Source organism: Arthrobacter sp. YD4, from assembly GCF_030410515.1.
GTDB lineage: Bacteria > Actinomycetota > Actinomycetes > Actinomycetales > Micrococcaceae > Arthrobacter.
Genome location: NZ_JAUHHD010000005.1, coordinates 258,844 through 285,554, shown reverse-complemented (window position 1 = coordinate 285,554; position 26,711 = coordinate 258,844). Strand labels below are relative to the sequence as shown.

Genomic DNA, 26,711 nt, shown 5'->3' with positions numbered 1-26,711 from the left:
GGGGAAAGGACCTGGGTGGAAAGCCTCACGGACCAGATGGCGCTCATCGGCAGGTCCGGTGTCGTCCGGGACGCCGTGGCGTGCCTGCGGGACGAGGAACGCTCCGGGGCGCTCCTCGTCGGTGTCGCCGGGTCCGGGAAAACCGCCGTCGTGCGCGAGATCCTGCGTGAACTTCCCGGCCGCGGCGAGGTGATCCGGCTCGCCCCGACGGCGATGCTCTCCGCCGTGCCGTTCGGCGCCCTCGGCCCCGTCCTGACCGACCTTCCGGTGCACGATCTCGATTCGTCCGCCGCCGTCGCGCGGGCCTTCACCAAGCGCCTGAAGAACAGCCCCGCCCCGCCCCTCTTCGTCATCGACGACGCCCAGGACCTGGACGCCGGGACGGTCCGGATGATCGCCCAGGCAGTGGCGACCGGGGCCGCCCGGCTGCTGGCCGCCTGCCGGACCGGCCCGTCCACGCCGGAGGAATTCCTGGCCCTCTGGGACGACGGCCTGATCGCCAAGTACGACCTCGCCCCGCTCACCCGCTCCGAGGTGCACCAGTTCTGCGAGCAGGCGCTGCGGGCGGACGTCTCGCCCTGGCTGAGCGAACTCTTCGGCACCGTCACCGCCGGGCTGCCGGCCCTGCTCATGTCCCTGCTCCGGTATGCCCAAAAGACAGGCTCCATCGGGCTGCGCCGGGGAACCTGGATCCTCCTGGCGCCCCCGGATCTGGCCCGGGTACCGGCCGCGGACCTGGTGGACCACCGGGTGCGGTCCCTGCCCGCCGAGGAACAGACCGTGGCCGCGATCGTCTCCCTCGCCGGGCCGCTCTCGCTCGGCGAGATCCTGCACTTCAGCAACCCCAAGACCGTCGACGCCCTCGAGATGGCCGGGATTATCGCCGTCTCCCGTGACCAGGAGCGGCTGGTCCGGCCGGCCAGCCCCATGGTGGGCGAGATCGTCCGCGGCAGGGTCCCCGCCGGACGGAGCGCCGGGCTGCGGGCCAGCCTGCTGCAACTGCCGGGCTTCAGCGACGGCCACCCCGAGGCCTACCTCAACCGGCTCCGCTGGGCGCTTGACGCCGGCGCCGAGCTCGCCCCCGCCGAGCTGGTGTACGGCGCCGCACGGGCGAACGCCGCCCTCGACGCCGTCACCGCGCTCCGTGCCGCCACCGCCGCCGCCGGGGGTGACCGCGCGCCGGAGGCGAAGATCCAGCTGGCCTACGCGCAGTACCTCCTAGGCCGGACGGAGGCCGCCGCCGGGCAGCTGAGGTCCGCGGGGGCCGTTCCCTACGGCCGACCCTCCTACCTGGCGGCCCTCCTGACAGCGCGGCTGGGAAATGCTGCCCCGGAGACCGGCCCGGCGGGCCAGGCGGGCCCGGCAGGCGACGACGACGGCATCAGCCCCGGCGCGGGGGGCCGGGATACCGCAGCGGAGTGGTCCGGTTCGGCGGCGCCCGGCCTGGCCGCGCGGCTGCTGCTGGGCCCGGACGACGAGCCCGCGGGGGAGCTGCAGCGCCGCTGGGCAGCCCTGGCCAACCTCCCCGGCGTGCCGGAGGAGCTGGGCGTCCCCGCGGCATTCCGGGTGGCGGAGCTGCAGTCGGTGCGGGGGCAGGTTGTGACCGGGCTCGGGACGGACCGGCAGGCATGGCCCCAGGCGGGCCCGGCGACGGCCGCGTTGCCGCTGGTGCGTGAGGACCTGCTCGCCCGGCACTGCCTGAACCTGGTCCGGGCGGGGGAGTGGGACGAACTCGCCGCCGCGGTGGACGGCTACGCCGCGGCCCTGCCCTTCCGACTGCTCTACAGCGGCGGGCTGCTGCACTTGGTGCGCGGATTCTCCCGCCTGCGCCAGGGCCGGTTCCCGGAGAGCCTGGCCGAACTGCTGATCGGCGTCGAGGAGCTGACCGTCGCCGACCCGTGGCGGCTGCGTCCGCTGGCCCACGGGCTCGCGGCCTACGCCGCCTTCGTCGTCGGCCGGAACGACGACGCCGCCGCTAATGCGCGTGCCTACCGTGCGGAACCGCTGGGCGGGCCGGCCCCGCTGCGGTTGCTCGCCGATGCCTACTGCACCGCCGCGGACGACGGCGGTGCCGGCCCGGCCGCCCGGCAGCACCGGCTGGACCGGCTGGCGGACGGTGCACGGGACCGTGGCCTGTTCGGTGTCGAGACGGAGATCCGGCGGCTGGCCGTGCGCGACGGCGACCCGGCCGCCGCGGAGGCGCTGGCCCTCAGCAGCGCCGCGATCGAGGGGCCAGAGGGCTCCCTGCTGCGCGCCTTCGCCCGCGCCGTGGCCGACTCCGACACCACCGCGCTCAGTACCCTCAGCGACGAGGCGCTGGCGGCCGGCTACCTGCTCCTGGCCCTGGAAGCCGCCCAGCAGGCCGCCCGCTGCCTGGAAAACGATCCGCACAAGTGGAAGCTGACGGTGGTCCAGCGCAAGGTCCACCACCGCATGGTCGCGGCCGGGATGTCGGAGAGCATCAACATTGTCCATGGGGACCACCACGCGGACCTGACGGCCCGGGAAGCCGAAATCCTCAGGCTCGTCAGCCAGGGCGCCAGCAACGTCGAGATCGCCGCCGCCCTGACCCTCTCCACCCGCACGGTGGAGGGCCACCTGTACCGGGTCTTCGCCAAGCTGGGCGTCAGCCGGCGCTCCGAACTGGTCGACGCTGAACCGGACTTCCTGACCCCTCCGGCACCCGGATCCGGGCCGGGGACGGGGCCGCCGGGAGGTCCTGCGTAGTTCCCGGCCGGCGCTCCGACCGGCCGGGAGTACGCCTAAGTAGTTCGGCAGGGTAGCGGCGGAGGGAAGTCGGGTAAGTCCTACTCGTGTGGAGCACCGGCGGGATTTGGTTAACTTGACTCAGTCAAGGGAACGGCCCCGAAAGGACAACGCTCCACACACTTGGCTTTCGCTTCATCCGGCTTCCTTCGATGGAACCGTACGGTGCCCCCAACCGGCAGCCGTACCCCTTAGACGGAGCCGGCGGCGTCAGAGCCTTCTGAGACCGAGGCTCTCCCCCCAGCCGCCGCCGGCTCCCTTTACGGTCTCCCGCCAGGTCCATCCGGCGGCAGACGCAGGAATCAAACGCCCCGCCCGGGAACCCAAGGCCCGCCGGTGGGGCGTTTGGCTGCCCGGGACAGGGCGCTTGTCTGATCGGCACGTGGCCTGTGGTTGCCCGGAACGCGGGGAGAAGCCCGGGAGCGCCCCGCGTTCCGGCGGTAAGTTCCGGCGGTAAGGGGGCCCTCCGTGGGGCATCCGGCCGGGCCGTGGAATAATTAGGCTAAATCTGTGTAACGTAATCGGTCGCCCACCCCGCGCTCACCCGCCGGCGGACGCCGACGCAGCGACTGCCGATCAGGAGTTCCACCCATGGTTGCACCACCAGCCCACCTGCCCAGCCCGGCCCCGGCCCTGGGGAACGACGAGGTCCTGAGGATCCGCAACGACTTCCCGATCCTCAACCGGCCCGTGAACGGCCAGCCGCTGGTGTACCTGGACTCCGGTGCCACCTCGCAGAACCCCACCAGCGTCCTCGAAGCCGAGCAGGAGTTCTACGAGCAGCGCAACGCCGCCGTGCACCGGGGTGCCCACCACCTGGCCGTGGAGGCCACCGACGTCTTCGAGGACGCCAGGGAAACCGTCGCCGCGTTCATCGGCGCCGGCGTCGACGAACTGATCTGGACCTCGAACGCCACCGAGGGCCTGAACCTGCTCAGCTACTCCTTCCTCAACGCCTCCCTGCCCGGCGCCCCCGCGGAGGCCGCCCGGTTCGCCCTCGGCGCCGGCGACCGGATCGTTGTCACCGAGATGGAGCACCACGCCAACCTCATCCCGTGGCAGCAGCTCGCCGCCCGGACCGGCGCCACCCTGGACTACATCCCCGTGGACGACTCCGGTGCCCTGGACCTGGAGGCAGCCGCCCGGCTGATCGGCCCCCGCACCCGGGTCCTGGCCTTCACCCATGCCTCCAACGTCCTCGGCACCATCAACCCCGTTAACGACCTGGTCGCGCTGGGCCGGGCCGTCGGCGCGCTGGTGGTCCTGGACGCCTGCCAGTCCGCCCCGCACCTGGAGCTCGACGTCAAGGCCCTGGACGTGGACTTCGCCGTCTTCTCCGGCCACAAGATGCTCGGACCCACCGGGATCGGCGGCCTCTACGGCCGCTCGGAGCTGCTCAACGCCATGCCCCCGTTCCTCACCGGCGGGTCCATGATCACCACGGTCACCATGGACCGCGCAGGCTTCCTGCCCAGCCCGCAGCGCTTCGAGGCCGGCACCCAGCGGATCTCCCAGGCGGTGGCGCTCGCGGCCGCGGCGAACTACCTGACCGAGACCGGCCTGGCCCGGATCCACGCCTGGGAGGCCACGCTCGGCCAACGGCTCGTCGAGGGCCTCGAGGCGATCCCCGGCATCCGCGTGCTCGGCCCCGCCGCCGGCCGGGAACGGATCGGCCTGGCCGCGTTCGACGTCGCCGGCGTCCACGCCCACGACGTCGGGCAGTTCCTGGACAGCCGCGGCATCGCCGTGCGCGTGGGCCACCACTGCGCCCAGCCGCTGCACCGCCGCCTGGGCCTGACGGCGAGCACCCGCGCCAGCACCTACCTGTACAACACCACCGACGACGTCGACGCGTTCCTCGACGCGGTCGCCGGTGTCCGTCCCTACTTCAACGCCTGAGGACCGCCCGTGAGCCTTGACCAGCTGTACCAACAAATCATCCTCGAGCACGCCAAGGAACGGCACGGCAACGGCCTGGATGCGGGGGTGGAGTTCCCTGCGGGGGCCGCGTCCGGCCAGTCGCACCAGCTGAACCCGACCTGCGGCGACGAGATTACCGTGCGGGTGTCCGTGGCCGGCGGGAAGGTCAGCGACCTCCGCTGGGACGGTGAGGGGTGCTCGATCTCGATGGCGTCCGCCTCTGTCCTGACCGAGCTCGCCGAGGACCTGGACACGGCGGAATTGCAGCGCATCATCGACAGCTTCCGTGAGGTGTTGCGCTCCCGCGGCAAGGTGGCCGCGGATCCGGAGATCCTCGGCGACGCCGCCGCGTTCGAGGGTGTGTCCCGCTACGCCGCGCGGGTCAAGTGCGCCATGCTCTCCTGGGTTGCCGCCGAGGACGCCCTCACCCAGGCGCTGGGCCGGCAGGAGAGCTAGGGCACGTAGCTGGCGATGATGCCGAAGAGCAGCACCATCATGGCCAGCGCGGTGTACATCGACCAGTTCCGTCCGCCCGGCTTCCGGTGGCTGCCGTGCCAGACCCGTTCCATTCCATCCATGTCCATAGCACCATTGGACGGCGGGCCGGCGGCCGGAAACAGCGTGCGGTCCACGCAAAAAAAGGCCCGGCCGCCGCTTACGTGAGCGGGTTGCCTACTCACATTTCGCGACGGCCGGGTGGGGTCCGGAAGGGACCGCGGAATCAGAAGAGCCCGGCGATCCCGATCCCGGCCGTGGCCGCACCGAGCACCATCGAGATGCTGACCAGCACCACGTGCACGGTCAGGAACCGGGTGGCCTTGCCATTGGCGTCACGGGCCCGCGGATCGTTGCGCACGCGGCGCAGGAACTGCGGCCAGACCACCAGCGACCAGATGCCGGCGATGATCAGGACGACGGCGGCGAGGACGGGAAGCTCCATGGCCTAGTGGCTTTCGAGCCAGGCCTGCGCCTGGGTGGCCTGGATGTTTAGGGCCTTGCCCACCATCGGCTCGGCGGCGTCGGCGATCTTCCCGCCGAGGAACGGCACGGAAGAGGACACGGTTCCCTCGAGTTCGATGCGGGTGCTGCCGCCCTCGGCCACGAGGCGCTGCACGGCGGTGACGTCCAGCGGGGCGCCGGCGACCTTGAGGGAGATGTTGCTTTCCCGCGAACCGTCTGCCGCCGGGGCGCCCCAGCTCTCAAGCTGGGTGACCTTCAGGCTCTCGCCGACGAACTTCCGGGCGATGTCCGGCATCCGGGTGGTGGGGATGGTGCGCACGGTGGTGGTGTTGAATGCGCCGGCCGTATCGCCGTCGACGGCGAACGATTCCAGGGTGCCGCCGACCAGTTCACTGGTGTGGCGCAGGAAGTCCTCGTTGGCGAAGACTGCGGTGACACTCTCGACGGTGTGCGGAAGGGTGGTGGATGCGCTCAGGGCCATTAGGGTCCTCCAGGGGGTGGAAGGGGTCGTTTCGGGCTCCAAACATCTTACGCGTTAGGCCCGGCCGGTTCCGATTCGGTCTTCGGCGCCCGTTCCGGTTCCGGCACTGGTTTCGCCTCTGGTTCTGTCTCTGCGAGCCGTTGGGCCGCCGCCGCGATATTCCGCGACATGGCGGGGAAAATCAGGCTGTGGAACGGCAGCACGGCCAGCCAGTAGAGCTTGCCGCTGAGCCCCTTGGGGAAAAAGATGGCCCGCTGCCGGTAGAGGCTGCCGTTGCCCTCCGGTTCCACCATGAGCTCCAGCCAGGCCCGGCCCGGGGCGCGCATCTCGGCACGGAGCCGGAGCAGCCGGCCGCGGTCGATCCGCTCCACCCGCCACCAGTCCACCACTTCGCCCTCGGCCAGCAGCCGCGGGTGGCGACGGCCGCGGGCCAGCCCGGCCCCGCCGGTCAGCTTATCCAGCCAGCCGCGGACGCTCCACGCCAGCGGCAGGGAGTACCAGCCGTTCTGCCCGCCGATGCCCTCGATGATGGTCCAGACGTGGTCCGGGGCCGCCGGGCTGGAGTAGCTGCGCTCATCCACGTAGACCCGGTGCCCGGCCCACTCCGGGTCGCTCGGCAACGGGTCGGCGTCGGCGCCCGCGTTCGCCCACGTGGTCTCCACCTGCCCGTCGCGTTCCCGGCCCAGGGCCAGGGCGACGGCGCGGCGGTAGGGGGTCAGGCCGCCGTCGGGCTGCGGGATGAAGTCGTCGATGTCGTGTTCGCGCGCCACGGCGTCGTGCTGAAGAGATTCCACCAGCGGCAGGGACATGGACAGCGGGATTGGCGTGGTCAGGGCCACCCACATGCCGGCCAGCTTCGGGGCCGGAACGGGCAGGGCCAGCACCATCCGGTAGGGCAGCCCGGCCTCCGCGGCGTACTCCTGCATCATCCCGGCGTAGGTGAGCACCTGCCGGGAGCCGATGTCGAAGGTGCGGTTGATCGGGCCCTCCAGCGAGGCCGCGCCGACCAGGTAGTAGAGCACGTCGCGGACGGCGATCGCCTCGATCTTGTTGCGCACCCAGCTGGGGGCCGGCATCAGCGGCAGCGTCTCGGACAGGTGCCGGATCATCTCAAAGGACGCGGAGCCGGAGCCGATCACCACGCCGGCCTGGAAGACGACGGCGTCCACGGGGCTGTCCAGGAAGATCTTGCCCACGGCCTCGCGGGAGCGCATGTGGGTGGAGAGTTCGGCGCCGGAGGGGTGCAGGCCGCCGAGGTAGACGATCCGGTCCACGCCGGCGGACTCGGCCGCCTCCGCGGTGAGCGCCGCCATCGCCTTTTCCTTGGCCTCGAAGCCGGAGCCGCCGGCCATCGAGTGGACCAGGTAGTAGAGGACGTCGACGCCGGCCAGGGCAGCCTTGAGTGCCGCGCCGTCATCGAGGCTGCTTTGCACCACCTCCACCTGCTCCAGCCAGGGGACGCCCGCGATCTTCGCCGGCGTCCGGACCAGGACCTTGACCTTGTGCCCGGCCTCCAGCAGCCGGGGGACCAGCCGGCCGCCGATGTAGCCGGTGGCGCCGGTGACCAGGACCGTCTTGGGGTGCGGGGTAGGGGGGATGCCGGTCATTGCGGGTGGCTCCTTCTCGTTGCGGATATTAGCCATTCGGAGCGGCGGGGCCGCCGGACGTCCCGCTGCCACGAAACAGGCGTGGAAGGGGAGCCGGAACGGGCCGGGCCCGTCCTGCCAGCTTAGCGCCCGGGTGCCCGGTCCGCTCCGGTGGCGGTAGGCTGGAATCACCCGGGATTCTTGCGAATTCCGGGTATTCGTGTTGCCTGCACGTCAGCGATCAGTTCAGGAGTTTCCGCCATGAGCCTTCCCGGCCCCTCACTTTCCGGCCTGCGGCGCGTCCTCGCCCGGGACTCAACCTTCGCCCGGGTGCAGGCCGAGGCGTCCCGGCCGGTCTCCGCCCGCAGCGAGGGCTACCAGCTCAGCGCCCCGGCCGGGCTGCGCGCGGCCCTGCTGGCCGAGGTATCGGACGGCCTGCTCGCGTCCGACGCCGGCGGCACCGCCGCACCCGTCGTGTTGGCCGTGACCGCGACCGGGCGTGAGGCGGAGGACCTGGTGCAGGCCCTGGACGCGTTCCTGCCCGCCGGCAGCATCGCCGAGTTCCCCAGCTGGGAGACCCTCCCGCACGAACGGCTCTCCCCGCGCTCGGACACCGTCGGCCGCCGCCTCTCCGTGCTGCGCCGCCTGGCCCACCCGGAGGCCTCCGGCACGCCGCTGCGCGTCGTCGTCGCCCCCGTCCGCGCCGTCGTCCAGCCGATCGTGGCGGGGCTGGGAGAGCTGGTGCCCGTGACCCTGACGGTGGGCCAGGAGGCCCCGTTCGGCGAGGTGGTGAAGAACCTCGCGGCCGCCGCCTACGCCCGGGTGGACATGGTCACCCGGCGCGGCGAGTTCGCCGTCCGCGGCGGCATGCTGGACGTCTTCCCGCCCACCGAGGACCACCCCATCCGGGTGGAGTTCTTCGGCGACGAGGTCGAACAGATGCGCTGGTTCGCCGTCGCCGACCAGCGCTCGCTGACCGCCCCCGGCGTGCACCACCCCACCAAACTGCACGCCCCGCCGTGTCGCGAAATCCTGATCACCCCCTCCGTGATGTCCCGCGCCGCGACGCTGAAGTCCCAGCTGCCGGCCGCCGCGGACATGCTGGAGAAGATCGCCGGCGGCATTGCCGTCGAGGGCATGGAGTCCCTCGCCCCGGTGCTGGTGGATTCGATGGTTCCGTTCGTGGACCAGTTCCCGGCCGGTTCGATCGCCGTCGTGATCGAACCCGAGAAGGTCCGCACCCGCGCCCACGACCTCGCCGCCACTAACGAGGAATTCCTCGAGGCGGCCTGGTCCACCGCGTCCGACGGCGGGTCTGCACCGCTGGATTTGAGCGCCGCCGCGTCCGAGGCGCTGCACTCGGCCAGCTTCCGGTCCTTGGCCGAGACCCGCGCCACCGCGCTGGAGCACCAGGTGTCCTGGTGGTCGATCAGCTCCCTGGCCAGCGACGAGGAGCTGCTGCCGGACATCGACGTCGTGAACCTGCACGCCCGCGAACCGCGCGGCTACCAGGGCGACGTCGCCGAGATGATGGACTTCATCGGCTCGCACGTGCGCGACCAGTGGCGGATCGTGGTCGCCACCGAGGGCCCCGGCCCCGCCCAGCGCCTCGCCGAACTGTTCCACGACAACGACATCCCCTGCGCCCGGGTCGAGACGCTCGAAGCGGAGCCGCAGCCGGGGCTGATCGAGGTCACCACCGCATGCGTGGGCCGCGGCTTCGTCCTGGACGGGCTGAAGACGGCGCTGCTGACCGAGGCGGACCTGCTGGGCCGCACCTCCGCCGGGTCCACCAAGGACATGCGGCGGATGCCCTCCAAGCGGCGCAACGCCGTCGACCCGCTGCAGCTGCTCGCCGGCGACTTCGTGGTGCACGAACAGCACGGCATCGGCCGGTTCGTCGAGCTGATCCAGCGCAAGGTGGCCGGTGGAGGCGACGGTGTGCGCGAGTACCTGGTGCTTGAGTACGCCCCGTCCAAGCGCGGCGCCCCCGGCGACCGGCTCTTCGTCCCCACCGACCAGCTGGACCAGGTCACCCGCTATGTCGGCGGCGACACCCCGGTGTTGAGCAAGATGGGCGGCTCCGACTGGGCCAGCACCAAGTCCAAGGCCCGCAAGGCGGTCAAGGAGATCGCCGGCGAGCTGATCCGGCTCTACTCGGCCCGGATGGCCTCCCGCGGCCACGCCTTCGGCCCGGACACGCCCTGGCAGCGCGAGCTGGAGGAGGCCTTCCCGTACGTGGAGACCCCGGACCAGCTGACCACCATCAACGAGGTCAAGGCGGACATGGAGCGGGAGATCCCGATGGACCGCCTGGTCTCCGGCGACGTCGGCTACGGCAAGACCGAGATCGCCGTCCGGGCCGCGTTCAAGGCCGTCCAGGACGGCAAGCAGGTGGCCGTGCTGGTGCCCACTACCCTGCTCGCCCAGCAGCACTACGAGACCTTCACCGAGCGGTTCTCCGGGTTCCCGCTGCGGGTCCGGCCCCTGTCCCGCTTCCAGGCCGCCAAGGAGGCCAAGGAGACGGCCGAAGGCGTCAAGACCGGCGCGGTCGACGTCGTCATCGGCACCCACCGGCTGCTGTCCAAGGACTTCGAGTTCAAGGACCTGGGCCTGGTGATCGTGGACGAGGAGCAGCGCTTCGGCGTCGAACACAAGGAGGCGCTGAAGAAGATGCGCACCAACGTGGACGTCCTGGCCATGAGCGCGACGCCGATCCCGCGCACCCTGGAGATGTCGCTGACCGGCATCCGCGAGACCTCCACCCTGGCCACCCCGCCGGAGGAGCGGCACCCGGTGCTGACCTACGTGGGCCCGTACACGGACAAGCAGACCTCCGCCGCGATCCGCCGCGAGCTGATGCGCGAGGGGCAGGTCTTCTTCGTCCACAACCGGGTCTCCACGATCGAGCGCACCGCCGCGAAGATCCGCGAACTCGTGCCCGAGGCGCGCGTGGAGGTGGCGCACGGCAAGATGTCCGAGAGCCGGCTGGAACAGATCATCGTGGACTTCTGGGAGAAGCGCTTCGACGTCCTGGTCTGCACCACCATCATCGAGACCGGCCTGGACATCTCCAACGCCAACACCCTGATCGTCGACGGCGCGGACAAGTACGGGCTCTCGCAGCTGCACCAGCTGCGCGGGCGGGTGGGCCGCGGCCGGGAACGCGCCTACGCCTACTTCCTCTACCCCTCGGAGAAGCCGCTGGGCGAGGTGGCGCTGGAGCGGCTCAAGGCCGTGGCCACCCACAATGAGCTTGGCGCCGGCATGCAGCTGGCCATGAAGGACCTCGAGATCCGCGGCGCCGGCAACCTGCTCGGCGGAGAACAGTCCGGCCACATCCAGGGCGTCGGCTTCGACCTCTACATCCGGCTGGTCGGCGAGGCCGTGGCGGATTACCGCGGCGAGGCCGAGGAAAAGGCCGCCGAGATGAAGATCGAGCTGCCGGTCAACGCGCACCTGCCGCACGACTACGTCCCCGGCGAACGGCTCCGCCTCGAGGCGTACCGGAAGCTGGCGTCGGCTCTCACCAACGAGGCGATCGAGGAAGTCGAGGCCGAGCTGGTGGACCGCTACGGGGAGTTGCCGCTGCCCGCGCAGAACCTCGTGGCCGTGGCCCGCTTCCGAGTCGGGGCGCGCGAGGCCGGCCTGACCGACGTAGCCCTGCAGGGGAACTTCATTAAATTCTCGCCCGCCCAGCTGCCCGAGTCCAAGCAGATGCGGCTGGCCCGGATGTACCCGGGCTCGCAGACCAAGCCGGCGCTGGACGCGGTGCTGATTCCCAAGCCCAAGACCGCCCGGATCGGCGGCCGAGACCTGCAGGACGCCGAGATCCTGGCCTGGGCCAACAGCGTGATCGAGGCGATCTTCACCGACGCCCCGCCCGCCGCGGGCTAGGCCGTGATGGGAGGACACCACGCCGCGTCAGGTGCCGCGGCGTGGGTGGCTATTGCCTCGACCGGGCCGTACACGCTCGGCTGGTACCCGCTGGATCCCGCCGGGATCGTGATCGGCGGGATGGCGACCGCGGGGACGGCGCTGATCTGCGACTGGGACCACCGCTCGTCCACGGTGGCGCACGCGCTGCCGCCGCTTTCGAACCTGATCGCCGTCGGGATCGAGAACGCCTCCGGCGGCCACCGCCAGGGCACCCACTCGGTGCTGGGGGCGGCGTTCTTCGTGCTGCTCGCCGCGCTGGCCGGGAAGATCCAGTTGCAGACCGACTGGGGCCTGCTCTCGGTGGGCGCCGGGCTGCTGTGCATGTTCCTGATCAACATCGCCGCCAAGGCGCTCAAGCTCTTCCCCAAATACGGGGTAGTCAGCAACTGGATCTTCGCGCTCACCATGGCCGGGCTGGTGACCTGGTTCGCTCCGCACCAGTGGTCCTGGCTGCCGGTGTCGATGCTGACCGGCGTGCTGGTGCACATCCTCGGGGACATGATCACCACCGGGGGAGTGCCGCTGCTGTGGCCGATCGTGGTCAAACCGCCGAAGTTCCTGCGGAAGCTGCCGCTGGTCAAGGACGTCTGGAAGGCCAACGGGGCGTTCTCCATCCCGCTCCTGGGCCGGGCCGGTTCGCGGCGCGAGTGGCTGGTGCTGATCCCCGTCGGCGCCTACGCCATGGTGGGGATGTGCGTCGCCGCCGTCGACGTCGCCCGTGGCCACTTCCCGGCGGCCGTCGCCTTCGGCTCCGCCGTCGTCGGCCGGCTGTTCGGCACGGGAAGCTAGCGGCGCCACCGCACATCGTTTCCGCTACGGTTTCGGACCCGCGCACAGCGGGTCCGGGGTGCGCGGGTCCGAATCCGCCGCGCCCGTCCGGAACCGGCCGTTAAACGCCTGAAGCCCCGGCGAACCGGGGCTTCAGGCGTTGGACGAGGCTTAGTGTTCGCCGGCCGAGTCCGAGCGGCCGGTGATGGTCTGCGGGATCCAGAACGCAAGGGCGAACAGCACCAGGCAGGCAAGCATCGGCCAGGGGTTGCCCAGGGTCAGGAACGACAGCGAGTACAGTGCGCCGAAGAAGAGCGCCATCATGATGACAAACAGCACCACGCTGGATGCCAGGTTGTTCTCGAACCTGGGGGTCTTGGCGGTCTTGCCGTTGTTGCTGGACATTCGTTCCTCCTCGGCCCCGCGGGGCTGTAAAAACTGTGGCGGCGTGGTTCCGGCGGGGCGGTCAGTACGCGGACGAACCCTGTTCGCCCTTGACGATCGCGATGCCGGAGCTGGCGCCAATACGTGTTGCACCAGCAGCTATCATAGCCTGCGCGTCGGCAAGGGACCGCACGCCGCCGGATGCCTTGACGCCCAGGTCCGGTCCCACGGTGCGGCGCATCAGGGTGACGTCTTCGACCGTCGCGCCGCCGCCGTTGAAGCCGGTGGAGGTCTTGACGAAGTCGGCGCCGGCCTCGACGGCGGCCTCGCAGGCGAGGACCTTCTGCGCGTCGTCCAGCAGGGACGTCTCGATGATGACCTTGAGGATGGCGCCGCCGGCGTGGACGGTCTCGGCCACGGCACGGATGTCATCGACCAGGGCGCCCTTGTCGCCGGCGCGGGCGGCGGCGATGTTGATCACCATGTCGATCTCGTCCGCGCCGTCGAGCACGGCGCCGCGGGCCTCGAAGGCCTTGACGTCGCTGGGTGTCGCACCGAGCGGGAAGCCGATCACGGAGCAGGTCAGCACGCCGGAACCCTTGAGGGCGGTCTTGACGGTCTTGACCCAGATCGGGTTCACGCAGACGGACTTGAACTGGTACTCGGCGGCCTCGGAGCAGACCTTGAGCACGTCGGCCTCGCCGGCCTCCGGCTTGAGCAGGGTGTGGTCGATGAACGCGGCGATGTTGCCGGTGCCCTGGTGGAGGTCCTGGCCGGTGCCGGGTGCCCCGGCCGTGGTGGCGTCGTTGCTCATGGTGGTCCCTTTCCTGACGGGACGGATCATGGCCGGCCCGGCTGCTGACGCGGCGCGCGTCGTGGCTTCTCAGTGCACCATCTTGCCATATGGGACCACACTGTCTCGGGGTAGGAGGCCCGCTCAGGCGGCGGCCGCGACGGGGACCTGGAGGCAGGCCTGCACGAGCCCGGCGGCGCAGATGCTGGCGGCGGAACCGGCGGCCACCAACAGGCCCAGCCGGACGCCGTCGAGCGCCGCGGCGTCGCCGATCGCCCAGATCCCGGGAACGGAGGTGCGGTAGTCGGCCCCCACCAGGATCCCGCCCTGGGCGGCGGTGGCCAGCCCGGCGGTGCGGGCCAGCGCGTCCCGGGAGATCCGCTCCTCGGCGAGGACCACCAGGTCCCCGCTCATGCTGGAGCCGTCCTCGAAGACGATCCCGGAGGCCGGCAGCACGGAGCCGGCGAGGGTGGGGACGACGGCGGCGGGCCGCAGCGTGGTGCGGACCGGGCGCACGCCGCGGGCCCGCAGCACTGCCTCGGCCTGTCCCGCTGCCGTGCCGGTGCCCACCAGGATGCCCAGCGGCCGCCGGCCCAGGACCCGGGTGACGTCCTTGACCGCGTCGCCGAGGGTGCCGGCGTCGTCGATCGTGGAATAGCTCAGGCACCGGCCCGAGCCCTCGATCGGGGCCAGGGCCGGCGCCGAGCCGGTGGCGATGACCAGCTGGTCGTAGCCGAATTCGAGGCCGTCCGCCGTCGTCACCCGCCGCTGCTCGGCGTCGATGAAGCTGGCGGGCTGGCCGAACCGGACCGAGACCTGGGGGAGGACGGCCAGCTCCAGCAGTTCCGCCGGGGCGTCGTCCCGGTTGCTGAGGACCGTGATGGCGCCGCCGAACGGGGTGCGGGTGAGCTGGCGGACCAGGGCCTGCGCCGCCGGGCCGGCCCCGGCGATCACGATCCGCGGCGAGGAGGCGACGGTGGTGGAAGCGGTGCTGGCGGCGGAGGATTTCGGTGCGGACATGTGCTGGCCCTTTCGCTGGCGGGCCTGCTGGTGTGGCCCCTGTTTCTGTTGTTCCCCAGCGTAGGAGGCCGGTTTTTCGCGCACGTTTCTGCGGTGTTGCGGTATTTTCGCTCCCTGTTCGCCAATTGTTACCAGCTGGTAATGGCGTGGCTCACACCCGGAGCCGGTAGCCGCGCTTCACCACGGTTTCCACCAGCGAGGCGTCCGGCAGCGCGGACCGGAGCCGGCTGACTGTCATGTCCAGCGCGTGCACCGAGCCGCGCAGTTCCAGCAGCTCGGAGAGCGACTCGCGGGACAGGACGGCGCCGCCCGCCCCCAGCAGCGCCCTCATCAGCAGCAGCGGCGCGGGCGCCAGTTCCACGGGCTCGCCGTCGATCCGCAGCGACCGGCCGCGCAGCTCCACCGCGCCCGCGGCGGTGTCCAGCCGGCGGACGTGATTCAGGGCCAGGTGCTCGCAGACCAGCCGGATCAGCGCGCCCATCCGGAACCGTTCCGGCACCAGCGGCTGCACGCCGGCGTCGACCAGCGGCTGGGCGGTGATGGGGCCGACGACGGCGGTGGCCACCGTGGTCTTCAGCGCCGCGACCAGTTGCTTGTACAGGCCCATCTCGTGCGCGGTGCTCCATAACGCGTCGACGGCGGGGGCGGAGGTGAAGGTCAGCACGTCGAGGCTGCCGTTGCAGGCGGCCTCTATCAGCTTGGGCAGCCGGCCGGCACCCTCGGGCTTGACCCAGCGGTAGGGGGTGACGGTCATGACGTTCGCCCCGGACATCCGGAGTCGCTCCAGCTGCCGGACGTCGGTGTAGCCATGCAGCTGGACGGCGACGGTCTTCCCGCGCACCCCTTCGGCCAGCAGCATGTCCACCAGGGTTGCGGTGGTCTCGTCGCTGCTGATCCCGACGTCGGCCAGGCCCGCCGCCCGCACGGCGCCGCGGGCCTTGGGCCCGCGGACGAACATCCGGGTGGCGGCCAGGGTTTCCAGCAGCTGGTCGCCGATGCCGAAGCTGTCCGCCGCCTCGCACCAGCGGCGCATGCCGTAGGCGGTGGTGGCGATGCACAGCTGCGGCCGGGCCTCGATGATGGCGCGGCTGTCCTCGATCAGCCGGTGGTCCTCCTGCACCGGGGCAATCTTCAGCGCCGGTGCGTGCAGCACCTCGGCGCCGCGGCGTTCCAGGGCCTCGATCAGGTCCTGCGAGCGTCGGTGAGAGGTGACGCCGATCCGGAACCCTTCCAGCGGCAGGTCGGCGGTTCCGGCGGTGTCCGGGGCGGTCCCGGCCAGGCTGTTCACGGTCACGGCGCTCACGCCCCGACCAGGGACGCCGCGAGGCGGTCCAGTTCGGCCGCGGCGGCGTCGCAGCCCCGGTTCGCCTCCGCGACCCGGACCACCTCGCCGATCACCAGGACGGCGGGGTTGCCGCAGCCGGCAGCGGCCGCCGTGATGCCGCCCAGGTCCGCGATGGTGGTGCGCTGGCCGGGCTGGTAACCGCGCTCGATCACCGCCACCGGCATGTCCGCGCGCATCCCGGCCCGGCGCAGCCCGGCCGCCAGCTGGTGCAGCGTGCCGATGCCCATCAGCACCACGATGGTCCCACCGAGCCCTGCCAGGTGCCGGTGTTCGTCCTCGGTGAGCGGGGCATGGCCGGAGACCACGGTGAACAGGCGGCTGACCTCACGGTGGGTGACGGGAATGCCCGCGGCGGCCGGGACGGAGACGGCGCTGGTGACCCCGGAAATGACCCGGACCGGCAGCCCGGCGCGCACGCAGGCGGCCACTTCCTCGCCGCCGCGGCCAAAGACGTACGGGTCTCCGCCCTTGAGCCGGACCACGTTCGCGCCGGCCAGAGCGGCATTGACCATCAACTCCTCGATGCCGGCCTGGCTGACCTTGTGGTGGCCGGGGGTCTTGCCCACGTCCACCAGCTCCGCGGTGGTCAGGGACGGCAGGTCCTGGTGCGGTGCCAGCCGGTCGTAGAAGACGACGTCGGCGTCGCGCAGGGCGGCCACCGCGGCGACGGTCAGCAGTTCCCCGGCGCCGGGGCCGCCGCCCACCAGGGTGACGTGCCCGGCCGGGCCGGCCGCCGGTTCGGCGGCGACCGGCACGCCGGCGGCGCGGAACCGGTCCAGGCGGGCCGGCCAGCCGGGCTGGCCGTCGTCCACCGCGGCCACCAGGAAGGGCAGCGGCCCCGGAGCCGCCGGGGCGTCCGGGCCGGTGAGGCGGCCGACGACGGCGCCGGCGGCCCGGTAGCGCCGGACGGCCTGCCGGGCTGCGGCGTCGGAGCCGGCCACCAGGACGGTCCGGCCGGTGAGTTCGATGCTGAGCTGCATGCTTAGACCCTGCTTTCGGTGGGTTCGCCGGCGGCGGGGCCGGCCGACCTGACGGGAATGGTCGTGGCGATCAGCCGGGAGCGTTTCTCTTCCGCGGTGGCGGGCCGCATCTGGCCGCGCTCGTCGGGGACGAGGGTGATGGAGTCGTCCACCTGGCCCGGGGCGTTGACGAAGGAGCGGAAGCGGCGCAGCCGGTCCGGGTCCCGCAGGGTCTCGGCCCACTCGTCGACGTAGGTGTCCACATGTTTGGCCATGGCTGCCTCCAGGTCCGCGGCAATGCCCAGGCTGTCGTGCACCACCACGTCCTCGACGTGGCGGATGCCGCCATCGAGCTCCTCCTGCCAGCGGGCGGTGCGCTGCAGCCGGTCGGCGGTGCGGATGTAGTACATGAAGTAGCGGTCGATGTAGCGGATCAGCGTCTCGTCGTCGAGGTCCTTGGCGAGAAGCTGCGCGTGCGCCGGGGTGGAGCCGCCGTTTCCGCCGACGTAGAGGTTCCAGCCGTCCGCGGTGGCGATCACGCCGACGTCCTTGCCGCGGGCCTCGGCGCATTCGCGGGCGCAGCCGGAGACCCCCATCTTCAGCTTGTGCGGGCTGCGCAGGCCGCGGTACCGGAGTTCCAGGCGGATGGCCATGGCCACCGAATCCTGCACCCCGAAGCGGCACCAGGTGGACCCGACGCAGGACTTCACGGTGCGCAGGCTCTTGCCGTAGGCCTGGCCGGATTCGAACCCGGCGTCCACCAGCAGCTTCCAGATCTCCGGGAGCTGTTCCAGCCGGGCGCCGAACATGTCGATCCGCTGGCCGCCGGTGATCTTCGTGTACAGGCCGTATTGCTCGGCGACGGCGGCGATCACGCCGAGTTTCTGCGGCGTGATCTCACCGCCCGCGATCCGCGGCACCACCGAGTAGGTGCCGTCCTTTTGCATGTTCGCCAGGGCCCGGTCGTTGGTGTCCTGGAGGGTGCCGCGGCCAGCGTCGAGGACGTATGCGCCGTGCTGGCTGGCGAGGATGTTGGCGATGGTGGGCTTGCAGATATCGCAGCCCTCCCCGCTGCCGTAGCGGTCCATGACGTCCTCGAATGAGGTCAGTTCCAGGACCCTGATGGCGTCGAAGAGTTCCTGGCGGGAGAGCGCGATGTGTTCGCATAGCGCCGTGGAGACCTCGACGCCGGACTTGGTGAGTTCGCCGTCGAGGAGTTTCTTGAGCATCGGGACGCAGGATCCGCAGCTGGTGCCGGCGCGGGTGCAGCCCTTGAGCCCGGGGACGTCCCGGACCGGTTCGCTGCCCTCGCAGGTGCCGCAGCCGTTGACGGCGTCGCGGATGGTCCCGGCGGCCACGTTGTTGCAGGAGCAGAGGATGGCGTCGTCGGGCAGTTCGGCCGCGAGGGCGTCGACTCCGCCGCCGGCCGCGGTGAGGTAGGCGCCGGGTTCGGCCGGCAGTGCGCGGCCCAGCAGCGGCCGCAGCGCGGTGTACGGGGCGGCGTCGCCGACGAAGATCCCGCCGAGCAGGGTGGTGGCGTCGTCGGTGGTGACGATCTTTTGGTAGACGCCTCGGGCCGGGTCCGCGTAGACGATCTCCAAAGCGTGGTCGGTGCGGGCGAAGGCGTCGCCGAAGCTGGCGACGTCGACGCCGGAGAGCTTGAGTTTGGTGGCGGTGTCGAAGCCGGGGAAGGTCGCGGCGCCGCCGTGCAGCCGGTCCGCGACGATTTCCGCCATCGTGTTCGCCGGCGCTACCAGGCCCAGACACATGCCGCCGAAATTGGCCACTTCGCCGATCGCCCAGATCCCGGGGACCTCGGTGCGGCAGTCCTCGCCGATCACGACGCCGCCGCGCGGGCCGAGTCGGAACTGCTGCGGCCCGCCGTCGCCGGCCCTGAACAGCTCGTCGCGGGGCCGCACGCCGACGGCGGCGATGACGATGTCGGCGTCGATCACCCGCCCGTCGGCCAGCAGCACGCCGGTGACCCGGCCGGCGTCGTCGGAGAGCACCTCGGCGGGGAACACGCCGCAGTGGACGGTGAAGCCCTTGGCCTCGATCAGCCGGCCGAGGGCCTGCCCGGCGCCCTCGTCCAGCTGGGTGTTCATCAGCCAGGGGGAGCCGTTGATGACGACCGGGTTGGCGCCGAGCTGGGCGGTGCCGGCCGCCGCCTCCAGGCCCAGCAACCCGCCGCCGACGGTGACGGCGTTGACCGTGCGGCCCAGGGCCGCGGTGAGGTCCGCGATTTCGGCGTTGATGGCCCGGACGTCCTCCAGCGTGCGGTAGACGTGGGTGTGTTCGGCGCCCGGGATGGGCAGGCGGGCCGCGTCCGAGCCGGTCGCGACCACCAGCTCGTCGTAGGGGTAGACGGTGCCGGCGGCGGTCTGCACGGTTTTCGCGGCGGTGTCGATGGCGGTGGCGCGCTCGCCGGTCCGGAGGGTGAGCGCCCCGTGGCCCCACAAGGAGGGCTCGCCCAGGGTGAGGTCCACGGCGGTATCCGTCAGCGCCTTGCTCAGCGCCACCCGGTCGTAGGGCAGGTGGGCCTCCTCCGTCAGCACGGTGATCTGCCAGCCGGCCAGGCCACGGGCGTGCATGGCCTCCACGAAACGGTGGGCTGCGGGGCCGCCGCCGGCGACGACGACGCGGCGCGCCGCGGCGGGTGCGGGGGAGGAGGGGCGGGGGCTGGCGGTCTGTCCGGTCACGGGTGGCCTTTCGTTGGGCCGCAGGCGGTGTGCTGCAACATCTCCGGCCAGCCTAGGCAGCGGCAGTTTCGCGTCAGTTTCCCGAATGTTTCGTGGTCTTAACTTCTGCATCACGGACGGGTTTCGGCCCGGGTGAGGTCTCTTTTACCGGCCGGACACATGGGCTGTATGCGGCCGTTACACGACGGTCCTAGCGTGGGGGAATGGCCGCAGTGGCGGCCGGGAAACCGGAAAGCAAGCAGGGAGGAGCCCCGGATGACTGCCGTACTGGATGACGCGGCCCGCAGTTTTGCGGAGCAGATGACGGGAATGCACGGGACCGGCTGGCACCGGATCTGCGCGGTGCAGGACCTGGAGCCAGGCTGGGGTGAGGCGGCACTGGTCGCGGGCCGGCAGGTGGCCGTGTTCCGCACGGCCGGCGGTGAGGTCTTGGCCGTCGACCACGCCGATCCGGCCACCGGCGCGCACGTCATGGCCCGGGGGATCACCGGATCGCGGGGGACCCGGCGGACCCTGGCGTCCCCGTTGCACAAGGAGGTCTACGACCTGCTGACCGGGGAGTGCCTCGGCAACCCGGAGCTGCGGCTGGCAACCTATCCGGCGCGCGCCGTTGACGGCTTCATCGAAATCCGGCTTTAGCCACGGCCCGTATCTCTTGAAGCTGCGTCCCCGCGAGGGGGGCGCTAGAGGCTCAAGGGATTTAGAGGCCCAGGGCCTCGCGCACGTCCGCCAGCACGGCGTCCAGCGCTGCGCGCGCCTCCTGCCGGGCCTGGGGCAGGCCGGCGGCGGATTCCACGCCCCGGATGACCTCCAAGTAGCACTTGAGTTTCGGCTCGGTGCCGCTGGGCCGGATGATCACGCGGCTGCCGTCGCGGGTCAGGTAGAGCAGGCCGTCGGTGGGCGGAAGCTGCTCGCTGCCCTCGGACAGGTCCGCGGCGGTCTCCACGGCGGAGCCGCCGAAGGATTCCGGCGGGCTGACCCGCAGCCGGTTCATCATGGCGTCCAGCAGGCCCAGGTCCGCCACCCGGATGCTGAGCTGATCGCTGGCGTGCAGGCCGTGCACCAGATACAGCTCGTCGAGGGTGTCGAAGATGGTCCGGCCGGCGGCCTTGGCCGCGGCGGCGAGTTCGGCGATCAGCACGGCGGCGGAGATGCCGTCCTTGTCCCGGACCAGGGACGGTGCCACGCAATATCCCAGGGCCTCCTCGTAGCCGTAGAGCAGGTGCGGAACGCGGGCGATCCACTTGAAACCGGTGAGGGTTTCCTTGTGGTCGTAGCCTGCGGCGGTGGCCACGCGGGCAAGCAACCGGGACGAGACGATGGAGTTGGCGAACACGCCGGCGTTTTCGCCGTCCTGTGCGGCGCCCGCAACAGCGCTACCCTGTCCGTCTCCGCCGTCGGCCGCGAGCCGGGCGACGACGTGCGCGCCCAGCAGGGCGCCCACCTCGTCGCCGCGCAGCATCCGCCAGGCGCCGGTGTCCGGGTCCTTGGCAGCCACCGCGGCGCGGTCGGCGTCGGGGTCGTTGGCGATCACGATGTCCGCGTCCACCCGGGCAGCGGTCTCCAGCGCCAGGTCAAGGGCGCCGGGTTCCTCCGGGTTGGGGAAGCTGACGGTGGGGAAGTCCGGGTCCGGAAGGGCCTGCTCGGTGACCAGGGTAACGTCCGCGAAGCCGGCGGCGTTCAGTACCGCGACGGCGGTTTCCCCGCCTACGCCGTGCATGGGGGTCAGGACGATCTTCAGGTCGCGGGCCGGGAAGTGCTCCGGCATCACCAGCGCCGCGACGGCGGCCTGGTAGTCGGCGGCGATGGAGGGCTCCAGGACCGTCCAGCCCTCCCCGGCGAGGGCGATCGACTCAAGCGGGCCGACGGCGTCGATCTCGGATGCGATCCGGGCGTCGTACGGTGCCACGATCTGGGCGCCGCGGCCGGATTCCTCGACGGCGTGCCGGCCCAGGTAGACCTTGTACCCGTTGTCCTGCGGGGGGTTGTGGCTGGCGGTGACCATCACGCCGCCGTCGCAGTCCAGGGCGCGGACGGCGTAGGCGAGCAGCGGGGTGGGCAGTGCGGCGGGCATCAGGAACGTCTCGATGCCGGCGGCGGTGAAGATGGCGGCGGTCTCGCGGGCGAAGACGTCCGAGTTGTGCCGGGCGTCGTAGCCGACGACGGCGCGCGGCCGGGTGCCGGCGGCTGCCTGGCCGACGGCGCCGGTGAGGAAGGCGGCGAGCCCTGCGGCGGCGCGCCGGACCACCACGCGGTTCATCCGGTTCGGGCCCGGGCCGAGGGCGGCGCGGAGGCCTGCGGTGCCGAACTCCAGGGTGCCGCTGAAGCTGTCTGCGAGTTTCTGGCGGGCGCCGGGAGCGCCTTCCTCGGTGAGGCGGATGAGCTCGGCCAGGGCGGCGGCGGTGGCCGGATCCGGGTCCTGTCCGGCCCAGGCACGGGCTTCGCCCAGGAGATCGTTCAGTGCGGCATCGGAAGACGTCATGGATACCAAACTAGCGGCAAACCGGGGGCCGGCGCGCCGCGACAAGCGCGCGCGGCCTTACAGTTCCATTACGTCCGGACCCTCCGCAGGGCTGGCTCAGGATTGCCGCAGGAGACCCCCACAGGGCCCCTCGGCCCGTTGACACCCCAATTTCCGGACACATAGCGTCTGGAATATGAGGATGGGGCGAGGGGTGGAATGGGCGCTGCACGCGTGCGTCGCCATGTCCTGGACCCCCGCCGGCGAGGCCGTCAACAGCGGCCGGATCGCCGCCCTGTATGACCTGCCCGCCGCCTACCTGAACAAGCAGCTGCAGGCGCTGGTCCGGGACGGGATCCTGGTCTCGGTCTCCGGCCCGCGCGGCGGGTTCGCGCTGGCCCGGCGGCCGGATGCCATCACCGTCCTGGACGTGGTGCTGGCCATCGAGGGCCAGGAACCGGCCTTCCGTTGCGAGGGAATCCTGGGCAACGTCCCGGGCGCCGCGACGCGGGACGACTTCACCCGGTCCTGCCTGGTCTCCCAGACGATGCGGCAGGCGGAACTGGTGTGGCGGCAGACCCTGGCCCGGCAGACCATCGCCGGGATCGCCGACTCGATGGAGCGGCGGTTCCCGGAGGACCGGGCCCGGACCGTGGCGCAGCTGGCGGCAGGCTGAGCCGGCCGACTTAGAGCTTGGCGATGATCTCCGCGAGCAGCTTGGAGATGCGCGGGCCCGCGGCCTGGCCGGCCTCGAGGACCTCTTCGTGGCTCAGCGGTACCGGGCTGATGCCGGCGGCGAGGTTGGTCACCAGCGAGATGCCGAAGACCTCCATGCCCGCGTGACGTGCGGCGATGGCCTCCAGCGCGGTGGACATGCCCACCAGGGAAGCGCCGATCCGCTTGGCATACTGCACCTCGGCCGGGGTTTCGTAGTGCGGGCCGGTGAACTGCGCGTAGATGCCCTCGTCCAGGCTTGAATCCACCTCGCGGGCCAGGCCGCGGATGCGGGAGGAGTAGAGGTCTGTCAGGTCCACGAATGTGGCGCCCTCCAGCGGGGAAGTGGCGGTGAGGTTGATGTGGTCGCTGATCAGCACCGGGGTTCCGGGAGCCCAGTCCTCGTTCAGGCCCCCGCAGCCGTTGGTGAGGACCAGGGTCTTGCAGCCGGCAGCGGCGGCGGTCCGGACGCCGTGCACCACGGCGCGGACGCCCTTGCCCTCGTAGTAGTGCGTGCGCGCGCCGAGCACCAGGGCGCGCTTGCCCTCGCGGGTGAGAACCGAGCGGATGGTGCCCACGTGGCCCACCACCGACGGCGCGGAGAAGCCCGGGACCTCGTCCGCGGACAGGGTGGCGGTGGTCTCGCCGATCAGTTCGGCGGCGTCCCCCCAGCCCGAGCCCAGCACCAGGGCGATGTCGTGGCTGTCGACGCCGGTCTCCTCCGCGATGTAGTCGGCGGCGGCGCGGGCGGCGTCGAAGGGGTCAGTGTTCAGGAATTCCGTGTTGCTCACTGGAACAAGCTACCCTGCCGCCCCCGCGCTGCCCAGCACCGTGGCTTGGTGGCGCCGGTCCGGATGATGGACAATGGATGATTGTGACTACGCATCCCGATTTCAGTGCACCCCGTATCGCGATTCTCGGCGGAGGGCCGGGTGGCTACGAGGCGGCCATGGTCGCCGCCTCGCTGGGAGCGCAGGTCACCATCATCGAACGCGCCGGCCTCGGCGGCTCCGCCGTGCTGACCGACGTCGTTCCCTCCAAGACCCTGATCGCCACCGCGGACCTGATGACCCGCGTGGGCGAGGCGGGGGAGCTGGGCGTGAAGTTCGACGTCGACGGCGGCGACTGCATGCCCACCATGCGCGCGGACCTCAAGCACATCAACGACCGGCTCCTCGGCCTGGCGCGGCAGCAGTCCGCGGACATCCAGCGCGGCCTCGAGGGCCAGGGCGTGCGCATCATGCTCGGCTCCGGCAAGATGCTCGACAACCACACGATCGAGGTCCTGACCGCGGAGGGCGTGGAGACGGTCGAGGCGGACGCGGTCCTGCTCGCCGTCGGCGCCCACCCGCGCGAACTGCCCACCGCCCGTCCGGACGGCGAACGCATCCTGAACTGGGCGCAGATCTACAACCTGGACGAACTGCCCGAGGAACTGATCGTGGTGGGCTCCGGCGTCACCGGCGCCGAATTCGCCTCCGCCTACAACGGCCTGGGCTCCAAGGTCACCCTGATCTCCTCCCGCGACCGGGTCCTGCCCGGCTCCGACGCGGACGCCGCCGAGGTCCTCGAGGGCGTCTTCGAACGCCGCGGCGTGACCGTGTTGTCCCGGGCCCGCGCCGAGACCGTGGAGCGCACGGACAACGGCGTCGTGGTCACCCTGGCGGACGGCTCCACCGTCCGCGGCAGCCACTGCCTGGTGGCCGTCGGATCCATCCCGAACACCGCCGGGATCGGCCTGGAGGAAGCCGGCGTCGCGCTGACCGAGAGCGGCCACATCAAGGTCGACGGCGTCTCGCGCACCACCGCCCCGAACATCTACGCCGCCGGCGACTGCACCGGCGTCCTGGCGCTGGCCTCCGTCGCCGCCATGCAGGGCCGGATCGCCATCGCCCACTTCCTCGGCGACAGCGTCGCCCCGCTGAAGCTGCACCAGGTGGCCTCCAACATTTTCACCTCGCCCGAAATCGCCAACGTGGGCGTGTCCGAGGCGGACATCGACTCCGGCAAGTACCAGGGCGACGTCGTCAAGCTCTCGTTGCGCAGCAACGCCCGCGCCAAGATGCGCAACCACCGCGACGGCTTCATCAAAATCTTCGCCCGCAAGGGCTCCGGCACCGTGATCGGCGGCGTCGTCGTGGGCCCCAACGCCTCCGAGCTGATCTTCCCGATCTCGCTGGCCGTGACCCAGAAGATGCACGTCGACGACGTCGCCAGCACCTTCACTGTCTACCCGTCCCTGAGCGGATCGATCTCCGAGGCGGCCCGCCGCCTGCACGTGCACATGTAGCACCGCTCCACACCTTCCGAACGCCGGCGCCCCTCGGGGCCGCCGGCGTTCGGCTTTTAACCGGCGCCAGGGCATCCCGGACACGGCACGCTTTACATTCTGACACTTCATGCCTAAAGTGTCAGACATGAACGACCGCAGTGCTGACATCGTCGAGGCGGCCTACGTGTGCTTCACCCGGCACGGGGCGCGCCGCACCACCATGAACGACATCGCCGGGCAGGCCGGAGTCTCCCGGCCCGCGCTGTATCAGTACTTCCGCAGCAAGGAAGACGTCTTCCGCGCCCTGGTCGAACGCCTGCTGGCCGACGCCCTCGCCGCCTCGGAGGCGGCCGCGGAGGCCGGCACGGCGCCGGAGGAGCGGCTGGCCGGAATCCTGCTGGCCAAGCTGGAGCTGGTGATGCGGATCTGGCGGGACAGCCCGGCACACGCCGCCGAGCTGCTGGGTGTGGAAACCCGGCTCGCGCCCGAGGCTCTGGGCCGGTACGACGAGGCGATGCTGGCCCTGCTCACCCGCACCGTACAGGAGGCCTACCCCGGCGCCGATGCCCGGGACGCCGCCGAAATGCTGTTCGCCTTCACCCGCGGCCTGGAAGCAGGCGTCGCCGCCCCCGACGCGCTCCCGGACCGGCTGCGCCGCGGCGTGGCCATCTTCACCGCAGGCTTCACCATCTATCCCAACGAACCCAAGGACCAGCCATGACCACCGCAGTTCTGATCACCGGAGCCTCCTCCGGCATTGGCCGGGCCGCCGCCGAACGGCTGCTCAAACGGCCCGGCTTCACCGTCTACGCCACCGCGCGTCGGCCCGAAACCCTCGCCGGACTCGCCGACGCCGGCGCCACCGTCCTGCCCCTGGACGTCACCGACGAGGACTCCATGGCCGCGGCCGTCCGCACCGTGGAGGAACGGCACGGCAGCGTTGGCATCCTGATCAACAACGCCGGCTACGGCGAATACGGCACCATCGAGGAAGCGGACCTGGACGCCGTCCGCCGCCAGTTCGAGACCAACGTCTTCGGCTTCTCCCGTATGATCCAGCTGGTGCTGCCCGGCATGCGCGCCGCCCGCTCCGGCCGGATCATCAACATCGGGTCCATGGGCGGCCGCGTCACCTTCCCGGTGGGCGGCTACTACCACGCCAGCAAGTACGCCGTGGAGGCCATCACCGACGCACTGCGCTTCGAGACGGCGCCCTTCGGCATCAGCACCTCCCTGATCGCCCCCGGCCTGATCCGCACCGGCTTCGGCGCCACCGCCGCCCGCACCCTGGCCTCCTCCGGCGCCGACGGCGGCCCGTACGCCCCGCTCCGGGCCGCGGCCGATAAACAGATGGCCGTCTCCTACGCCTCCCCGCTGCTTGCTGCGGAGCCCGACGCCGTGGCCGCCGTCGTCGAACACGCCGCGACGGCCCGCAAACCCCGGTCCCGCTACACCGTCACCCCCGCCGCCAAGGCGATCGTCCAGTCCCGCCGCTTCCTCGGCTCGGGCCTCTTCGACGCCTACCTTCGTCTTCAGTTCAGGAGCAGCAAGTGAACCCCACCACCGATTGGCCCGCCGGCTTCGACCCCGCCTCGGCCCGGGTGTACGCCTATAACGAGCTCCGCACCGACCTCACGCCGGAGC

Annotated in this window: 22 protein-coding genes, 1 tRNA gene and 1 pseudogene; 10 read left to right on the top strand and 14 right to left on the bottom strand. The window is 71.4% G+C overall.

Features of this window, described 5'->3' with window-relative positions:
• Positions 1–15: 15 nt before the first annotated feature.
• The 3 genes from QWJ39_RS14245 (at position 16) to sufU (ending at position 5,142) form a co-directional block, all read left to right on the top strand.
• Positions 16–2,727, top strand: a complete 2,712-nt coding sequence (locus QWJ39_RS14245) for a LuxR family transcriptional regulator (protein ID WP_290258506.1) — start codon at positions 16–18, stop codon at positions 2,725–2,727.
• 630 nt (positions 2,728–3,357) lie between these two features.
• Positions 3,358–4,665: a SufS family cysteine desulfurase gene (locus QWJ39_RS14240; protein ID WP_290258505.1), complete on the top strand. Its 1,308-nt coding sequence runs from the start codon at positions 3,358–3,360 to the stop codon at positions 4,663–4,665.
• Positions 4,666–4,674: 9 nt separating this feature from the next.
• Entirely contained in the window at positions 4,675–5,142 is a 468-nt protein-coding gene (gene sufU / locus QWJ39_RS14235) for a Fe-S cluster assembly sulfur transfer protein SufU (protein WP_290258504.1), read from the top strand.
• On the opposite strand, the gene QWJ39_RS14230 is transcribed toward sufU, so the two are convergent.
• From QWJ39_RS14230 to QWJ39_RS14215, 4 genes are all read right to left on the bottom strand, one after another.
• Positions 5,139–5,270, bottom strand: coding sequence for a hypothetical protein (locus QWJ39_RS14230; RefSeq protein WP_290258503.1), 132 nt, complete (start codon positions 5,268–5,270; stop codon positions 5,139–5,141). The genes sufU and QWJ39_RS14230 overlap by 4 nt on opposite strands.
• A gap of 137 nt (positions 5,271–5,407) precedes the next feature.
• Complete coding sequence (locus tag QWJ39_RS14225) at positions 5,408–5,626, bottom strand: SCO4848 family membrane protein (protein WP_290258502.1); 219 nt, start codon at positions 5,624–5,626, stop codon at positions 5,408–5,410.
• A 3-nt stretch (positions 5,627–5,629) separates the two neighbouring features.
• A complete protein-coding gene (locus QWJ39_RS14220; RefSeq protein WP_290258501.1) occupies positions 5,630–6,127 on the bottom strand; it encodes a DUF2505 domain-containing protein in 498 nt (165 codons plus the stop codon).
• Between the two features lie 47 nt (positions 6,128–6,174).
• The gene (locus tag QWJ39_RS14215; RefSeq protein ID WP_290258500.1) at positions 6,175–7,734 is read right to left on the bottom strand and encodes an SDR family oxidoreductase; all 1,560 of its coding nucleotides are present in this window, start codon (positions 7,732–7,734) and stop codon (positions 6,175–6,177) included.
• Between the two features lie 240 nt (positions 7,735–7,974).
• On the opposite strand from QWJ39_RS14215, the gene mfd reads away from it, so the two are divergent.
• Together mfd and QWJ39_RS14205 are read left to right on the top strand one after the other, a co-directional pair.
• On the top strand, positions 7,975–11,610 hold the full coding sequence (mfd, locus tag QWJ39_RS14210; RefSeq protein ID WP_290258498.1) for a transcription-repair coupling factor: 3,636 nt from the start codon (positions 7,975–7,977) through the stop codon (positions 11,608–11,610).
• A gap of 6 nt (positions 11,611–11,616) precedes the next feature.
• Entirely contained in the window at positions 11,617–12,441 is an 825-nt protein-coding gene (locus QWJ39_RS14205) for a metal-dependent hydrolase (protein ID WP_290258497.1), read from the top strand.
• A gap of 150 nt (positions 12,442–12,591) precedes the next feature.
• Here QWJ39_RS14205 and QWJ39_RS14200 read toward each other — a convergent pair whose 3' ends face one another.
• The 8 genes and pseudogenes from QWJ39_RS14200 to QWJ39_RS16285 all read right to left on the bottom strand — a co-directional run.
• Entirely contained in the window at positions 12,592–12,825 is a 234-nt protein-coding gene (locus QWJ39_RS14200; RefSeq protein WP_290258496.1) for a hypothetical protein, read from the bottom strand.
• Positions 12,826–12,886: 61 nt separating this feature from the next.
• Positions 12,887–13,618, bottom strand: coding sequence for a deoxyribose-phosphate aldolase (gene deoC / locus QWJ39_RS14195; RefSeq protein ID WP_290258495.1), 732 nt, complete (start codon positions 13,616–13,618; stop codon positions 12,887–12,889).
• A gap of 123 nt (positions 13,619–13,741) precedes the next feature.
• Positions 13,742–14,617: an FAD-dependent oxidoreductase gene (locus QWJ39_RS14190; protein ID WP_290258494.1), complete on the bottom strand. Its 876-nt coding sequence runs from the start codon at positions 14,615–14,617 to the stop codon at positions 13,742–13,744.
• A 151-nt stretch (positions 14,618–14,768) separates the two neighbouring features.
• Positions 14,769–15,911 (bottom strand): uroporphyrinogen-III synthase, encoded by a 1,143-nt coding sequence (locus QWJ39_RS14185; protein ID WP_290258584.1) that lies wholly within the window; start codon positions 15,909–15,911, stop codon positions 14,769–14,771.
• 5 nt (positions 15,912–15,916) lie between these two features.
• Positions 15,917–16,942 (bottom strand): uroporphyrinogen-III C-methyltransferase, encoded by a 1,026-nt coding sequence (gene cobA / locus QWJ39_RS14180; RefSeq protein WP_290258493.1) that lies wholly within the window; start codon positions 16,940–16,942, stop codon positions 15,917–15,919.
• 2 nt (positions 16,943–16,944) lie between these two features.
• Positions 16,945–17,682, bottom strand: coding sequence for a hypothetical protein (locus QWJ39_RS14175; RefSeq protein ID WP_290258492.1), 738 nt, complete (start codon positions 17,680–17,682; stop codon positions 16,945–16,947).
• Positions 17,651–17,770, bottom strand: a tRNA-OTHER gene (locus QWJ39_RS14170). Before QWJ39_RS14170 ends, QWJ39_RS14175 begins: the two co-directional genes overlap by 32 nt.
• A pseudogene (locus QWJ39_RS16285) lies at positions 17,740–19,512 on the bottom strand (FAD-dependent oxidoreductase); the annotation flags it as partial. The gene QWJ39_RS14170 and the pseudogene QWJ39_RS16285, both read right to left, overlap by 31 nt.
• 408 nt (positions 19,513–19,920) lie before the next feature.
• Here QWJ39_RS16285 and nirD point away from each other — a divergent pair.
• On the top strand, positions 19,921–20,259 hold the full coding sequence (gene nirD, locus QWJ39_RS14160; RefSeq protein WP_290258583.1) for a nitrite reductase small subunit NirD: 339 nt from the start codon (positions 19,921–19,923) through the stop codon (positions 20,257–20,259).
• 61 nt (positions 20,260–20,320) lie between these two features.
• On the opposite strand, the gene QWJ39_RS14155 is transcribed toward nirD, so the two are convergent.
• Positions 20,321–22,102: a phospho-sugar mutase gene (locus tag QWJ39_RS14155; protein WP_290258490.1), complete on the bottom strand. Its 1,782-nt coding sequence runs from the start codon at positions 22,100–22,102 to the stop codon at positions 20,321–20,323.
• A 175-nt stretch (positions 22,103–22,277) separates the two neighbouring features.
• Here QWJ39_RS14155 and QWJ39_RS14150 point away from each other — a divergent pair, with 175 nt between their 5' ends.
• Entirely contained in the window at positions 22,278–22,757 is a 480-nt protein-coding gene (locus QWJ39_RS14150) for an Rrf2 family transcriptional regulator (RefSeq protein WP_290258489.1), read from the top strand.
• A 10-nt stretch (positions 22,758–22,767) separates the two neighbouring features.
• On the opposite strand, the gene QWJ39_RS14145 is transcribed toward QWJ39_RS14150, so the two are convergent.
• On the bottom strand, positions 22,768–23,586 hold the full coding sequence (locus QWJ39_RS14145) for a purine-nucleoside phosphorylase (protein WP_290258488.1): 819 nt from the start codon (positions 23,584–23,586) through the stop codon (positions 22,768–22,770).
• 83 nt (positions 23,587–23,669) lie between these two features.
• Between QWJ39_RS14145 and QWJ39_RS14140 the strand changes: the two genes are divergently transcribed.
• The 3 genes from QWJ39_RS14140 to QWJ39_RS14130 all read left to right on the top strand — a co-directional run bounded on the left by QWJ39_RS14140 (position 23,670) and on the right by QWJ39_RS14130 (position 26,621).
• Positions 23,670–25,085, top strand: a complete 1,416-nt coding sequence (locus QWJ39_RS14140; protein WP_290258487.1) for an NAD(P)H-quinone dehydrogenase — start codon at positions 23,670–23,672, stop codon at positions 25,083–25,085.
• 127 nt (positions 25,086–25,212) lie between these two features.
• Positions 25,213–25,788, top strand: coding sequence for a TetR/AcrR family transcriptional regulator (locus QWJ39_RS14135; protein WP_290258486.1), 576 nt, complete (start codon positions 25,213–25,215; stop codon positions 25,786–25,788).
• Entirely contained in the window at positions 25,785–26,621 is an 837-nt protein-coding gene (locus QWJ39_RS14130; protein WP_290258485.1) for an SDR family NAD(P)-dependent oxidoreductase, read from the top strand. Before QWJ39_RS14135 ends, QWJ39_RS14130 begins: the two co-directional genes overlap by 4 nt.
• Positions 26,622–26,711 lie beyond the last annotated feature (90 nt).

What these genes read in the sequence shown, in the direction of transcription:
- QWJ39_RS14240 (WP_290258505.1), top strand. Translation starts at nt 3,358, where the DNA reads ATGGTTGCACCACCAGCCCACCTGCCCAGCCCGGCCCCGGCCCTGGGG.
- QWJ39_RS14150 (WP_290258489.1), top strand. Translation starts at nt 22,278, where the DNA reads ATGAGGATGGGGCGAGGGGTGGAATGGGCGCTGCACGCGTGCGTCGCC.
- nirD (WP_290258583.1), top strand. Translation starts at nt 19,921, where the DNA reads ATGACGGGAATGCACGGGACCGGCTGGCACCGGATCTGCGCGGTGCAG.
- QWJ39_RS14135 (WP_290258486.1), top strand. Translation starts at nt 25,213, where the DNA reads ATGAACGACCGCAGTGCTGACATCGTCGAGGCGGCCTACGTGTGCTTC.
- QWJ39_RS14230 (WP_290258503.1), bottom strand. Translation starts at nt 5,270, where the DNA reads ATGGACATGGATGGAATGGAACGGGTCTGGCACGGCAGCCACCGGAAG.
- QWJ39_RS14205 (WP_290258497.1), top strand. Translation starts at nt 11,617, where the DNA reads ATGGGAGGACACCACGCCGCGTCAGGTGCCGCGGCGTGGGTGGCTATT.
- QWJ39_RS14130 (WP_290258485.1), top strand. Translation starts at nt 25,785, where the DNA reads ATGACCACCGCAGTTCTGATCACCGGAGCCTCCTCCGGCATTGGCCGG.
- QWJ39_RS14215 (WP_290258500.1), bottom strand. Translation starts at nt 7,734, where the DNA reads ATGACCGGCATCCCCCCTACCCCGCACCCCAAGACGGTCCTGGTCACC.
- cobA (WP_290258493.1), bottom strand. Translation starts at nt 16,942, where the DNA reads ATGCAGCTCAGCATCGAACTCACCGGCCGGACCGTCCTGGTGGCCGGC.
- QWJ39_RS14225 (WP_290258502.1), bottom strand. Translation starts at nt 5,626, where the DNA reads ATGGAGCTTCCCGTCCTCGCCGCCGTCGTCCTGATCATCGCCGGCATC.
- QWJ39_RS14155 (WP_290258490.1), bottom strand. Translation starts at nt 22,102, where the DNA reads ATGACGTCTTCCGATGCCGCACTGAACGATCTCCTGGGCGAAGCCCGT.
- deoC (WP_290258495.1), bottom strand. Translation starts at nt 13,618, where the DNA reads ATGAGCAACGACGCCACCACGGCCGGGGCACCCGGCACCGGCCAGGAC.
- QWJ39_RS14200 (WP_290258496.1), bottom strand. Translation starts at nt 12,825, where the DNA reads ATGTCCAGCAACAACGGCAAGACCGCCAAGACCCCCAGGTTCGAGAAC.
- QWJ39_RS14190 (WP_290258494.1), bottom strand. Translation starts at nt 14,617, where the DNA reads ATGTCCGCACCGAAATCCTCCGCCGCCAGCACCGCTTCCACCACCGTC.
- mfd (WP_290258498.1), top strand. Translation starts at nt 7,975, where the DNA reads ATGAGCCTTCCCGGCCCCTCACTTTCCGGCCTGCGGCGCGTCCTCGCC.
- QWJ39_RS14220 (WP_290258501.1), bottom strand. Translation starts at nt 6,127, where the DNA reads ATGGCCCTGAGCGCATCCACCACCCTTCCGCACACCGTCGAGAGTGTC.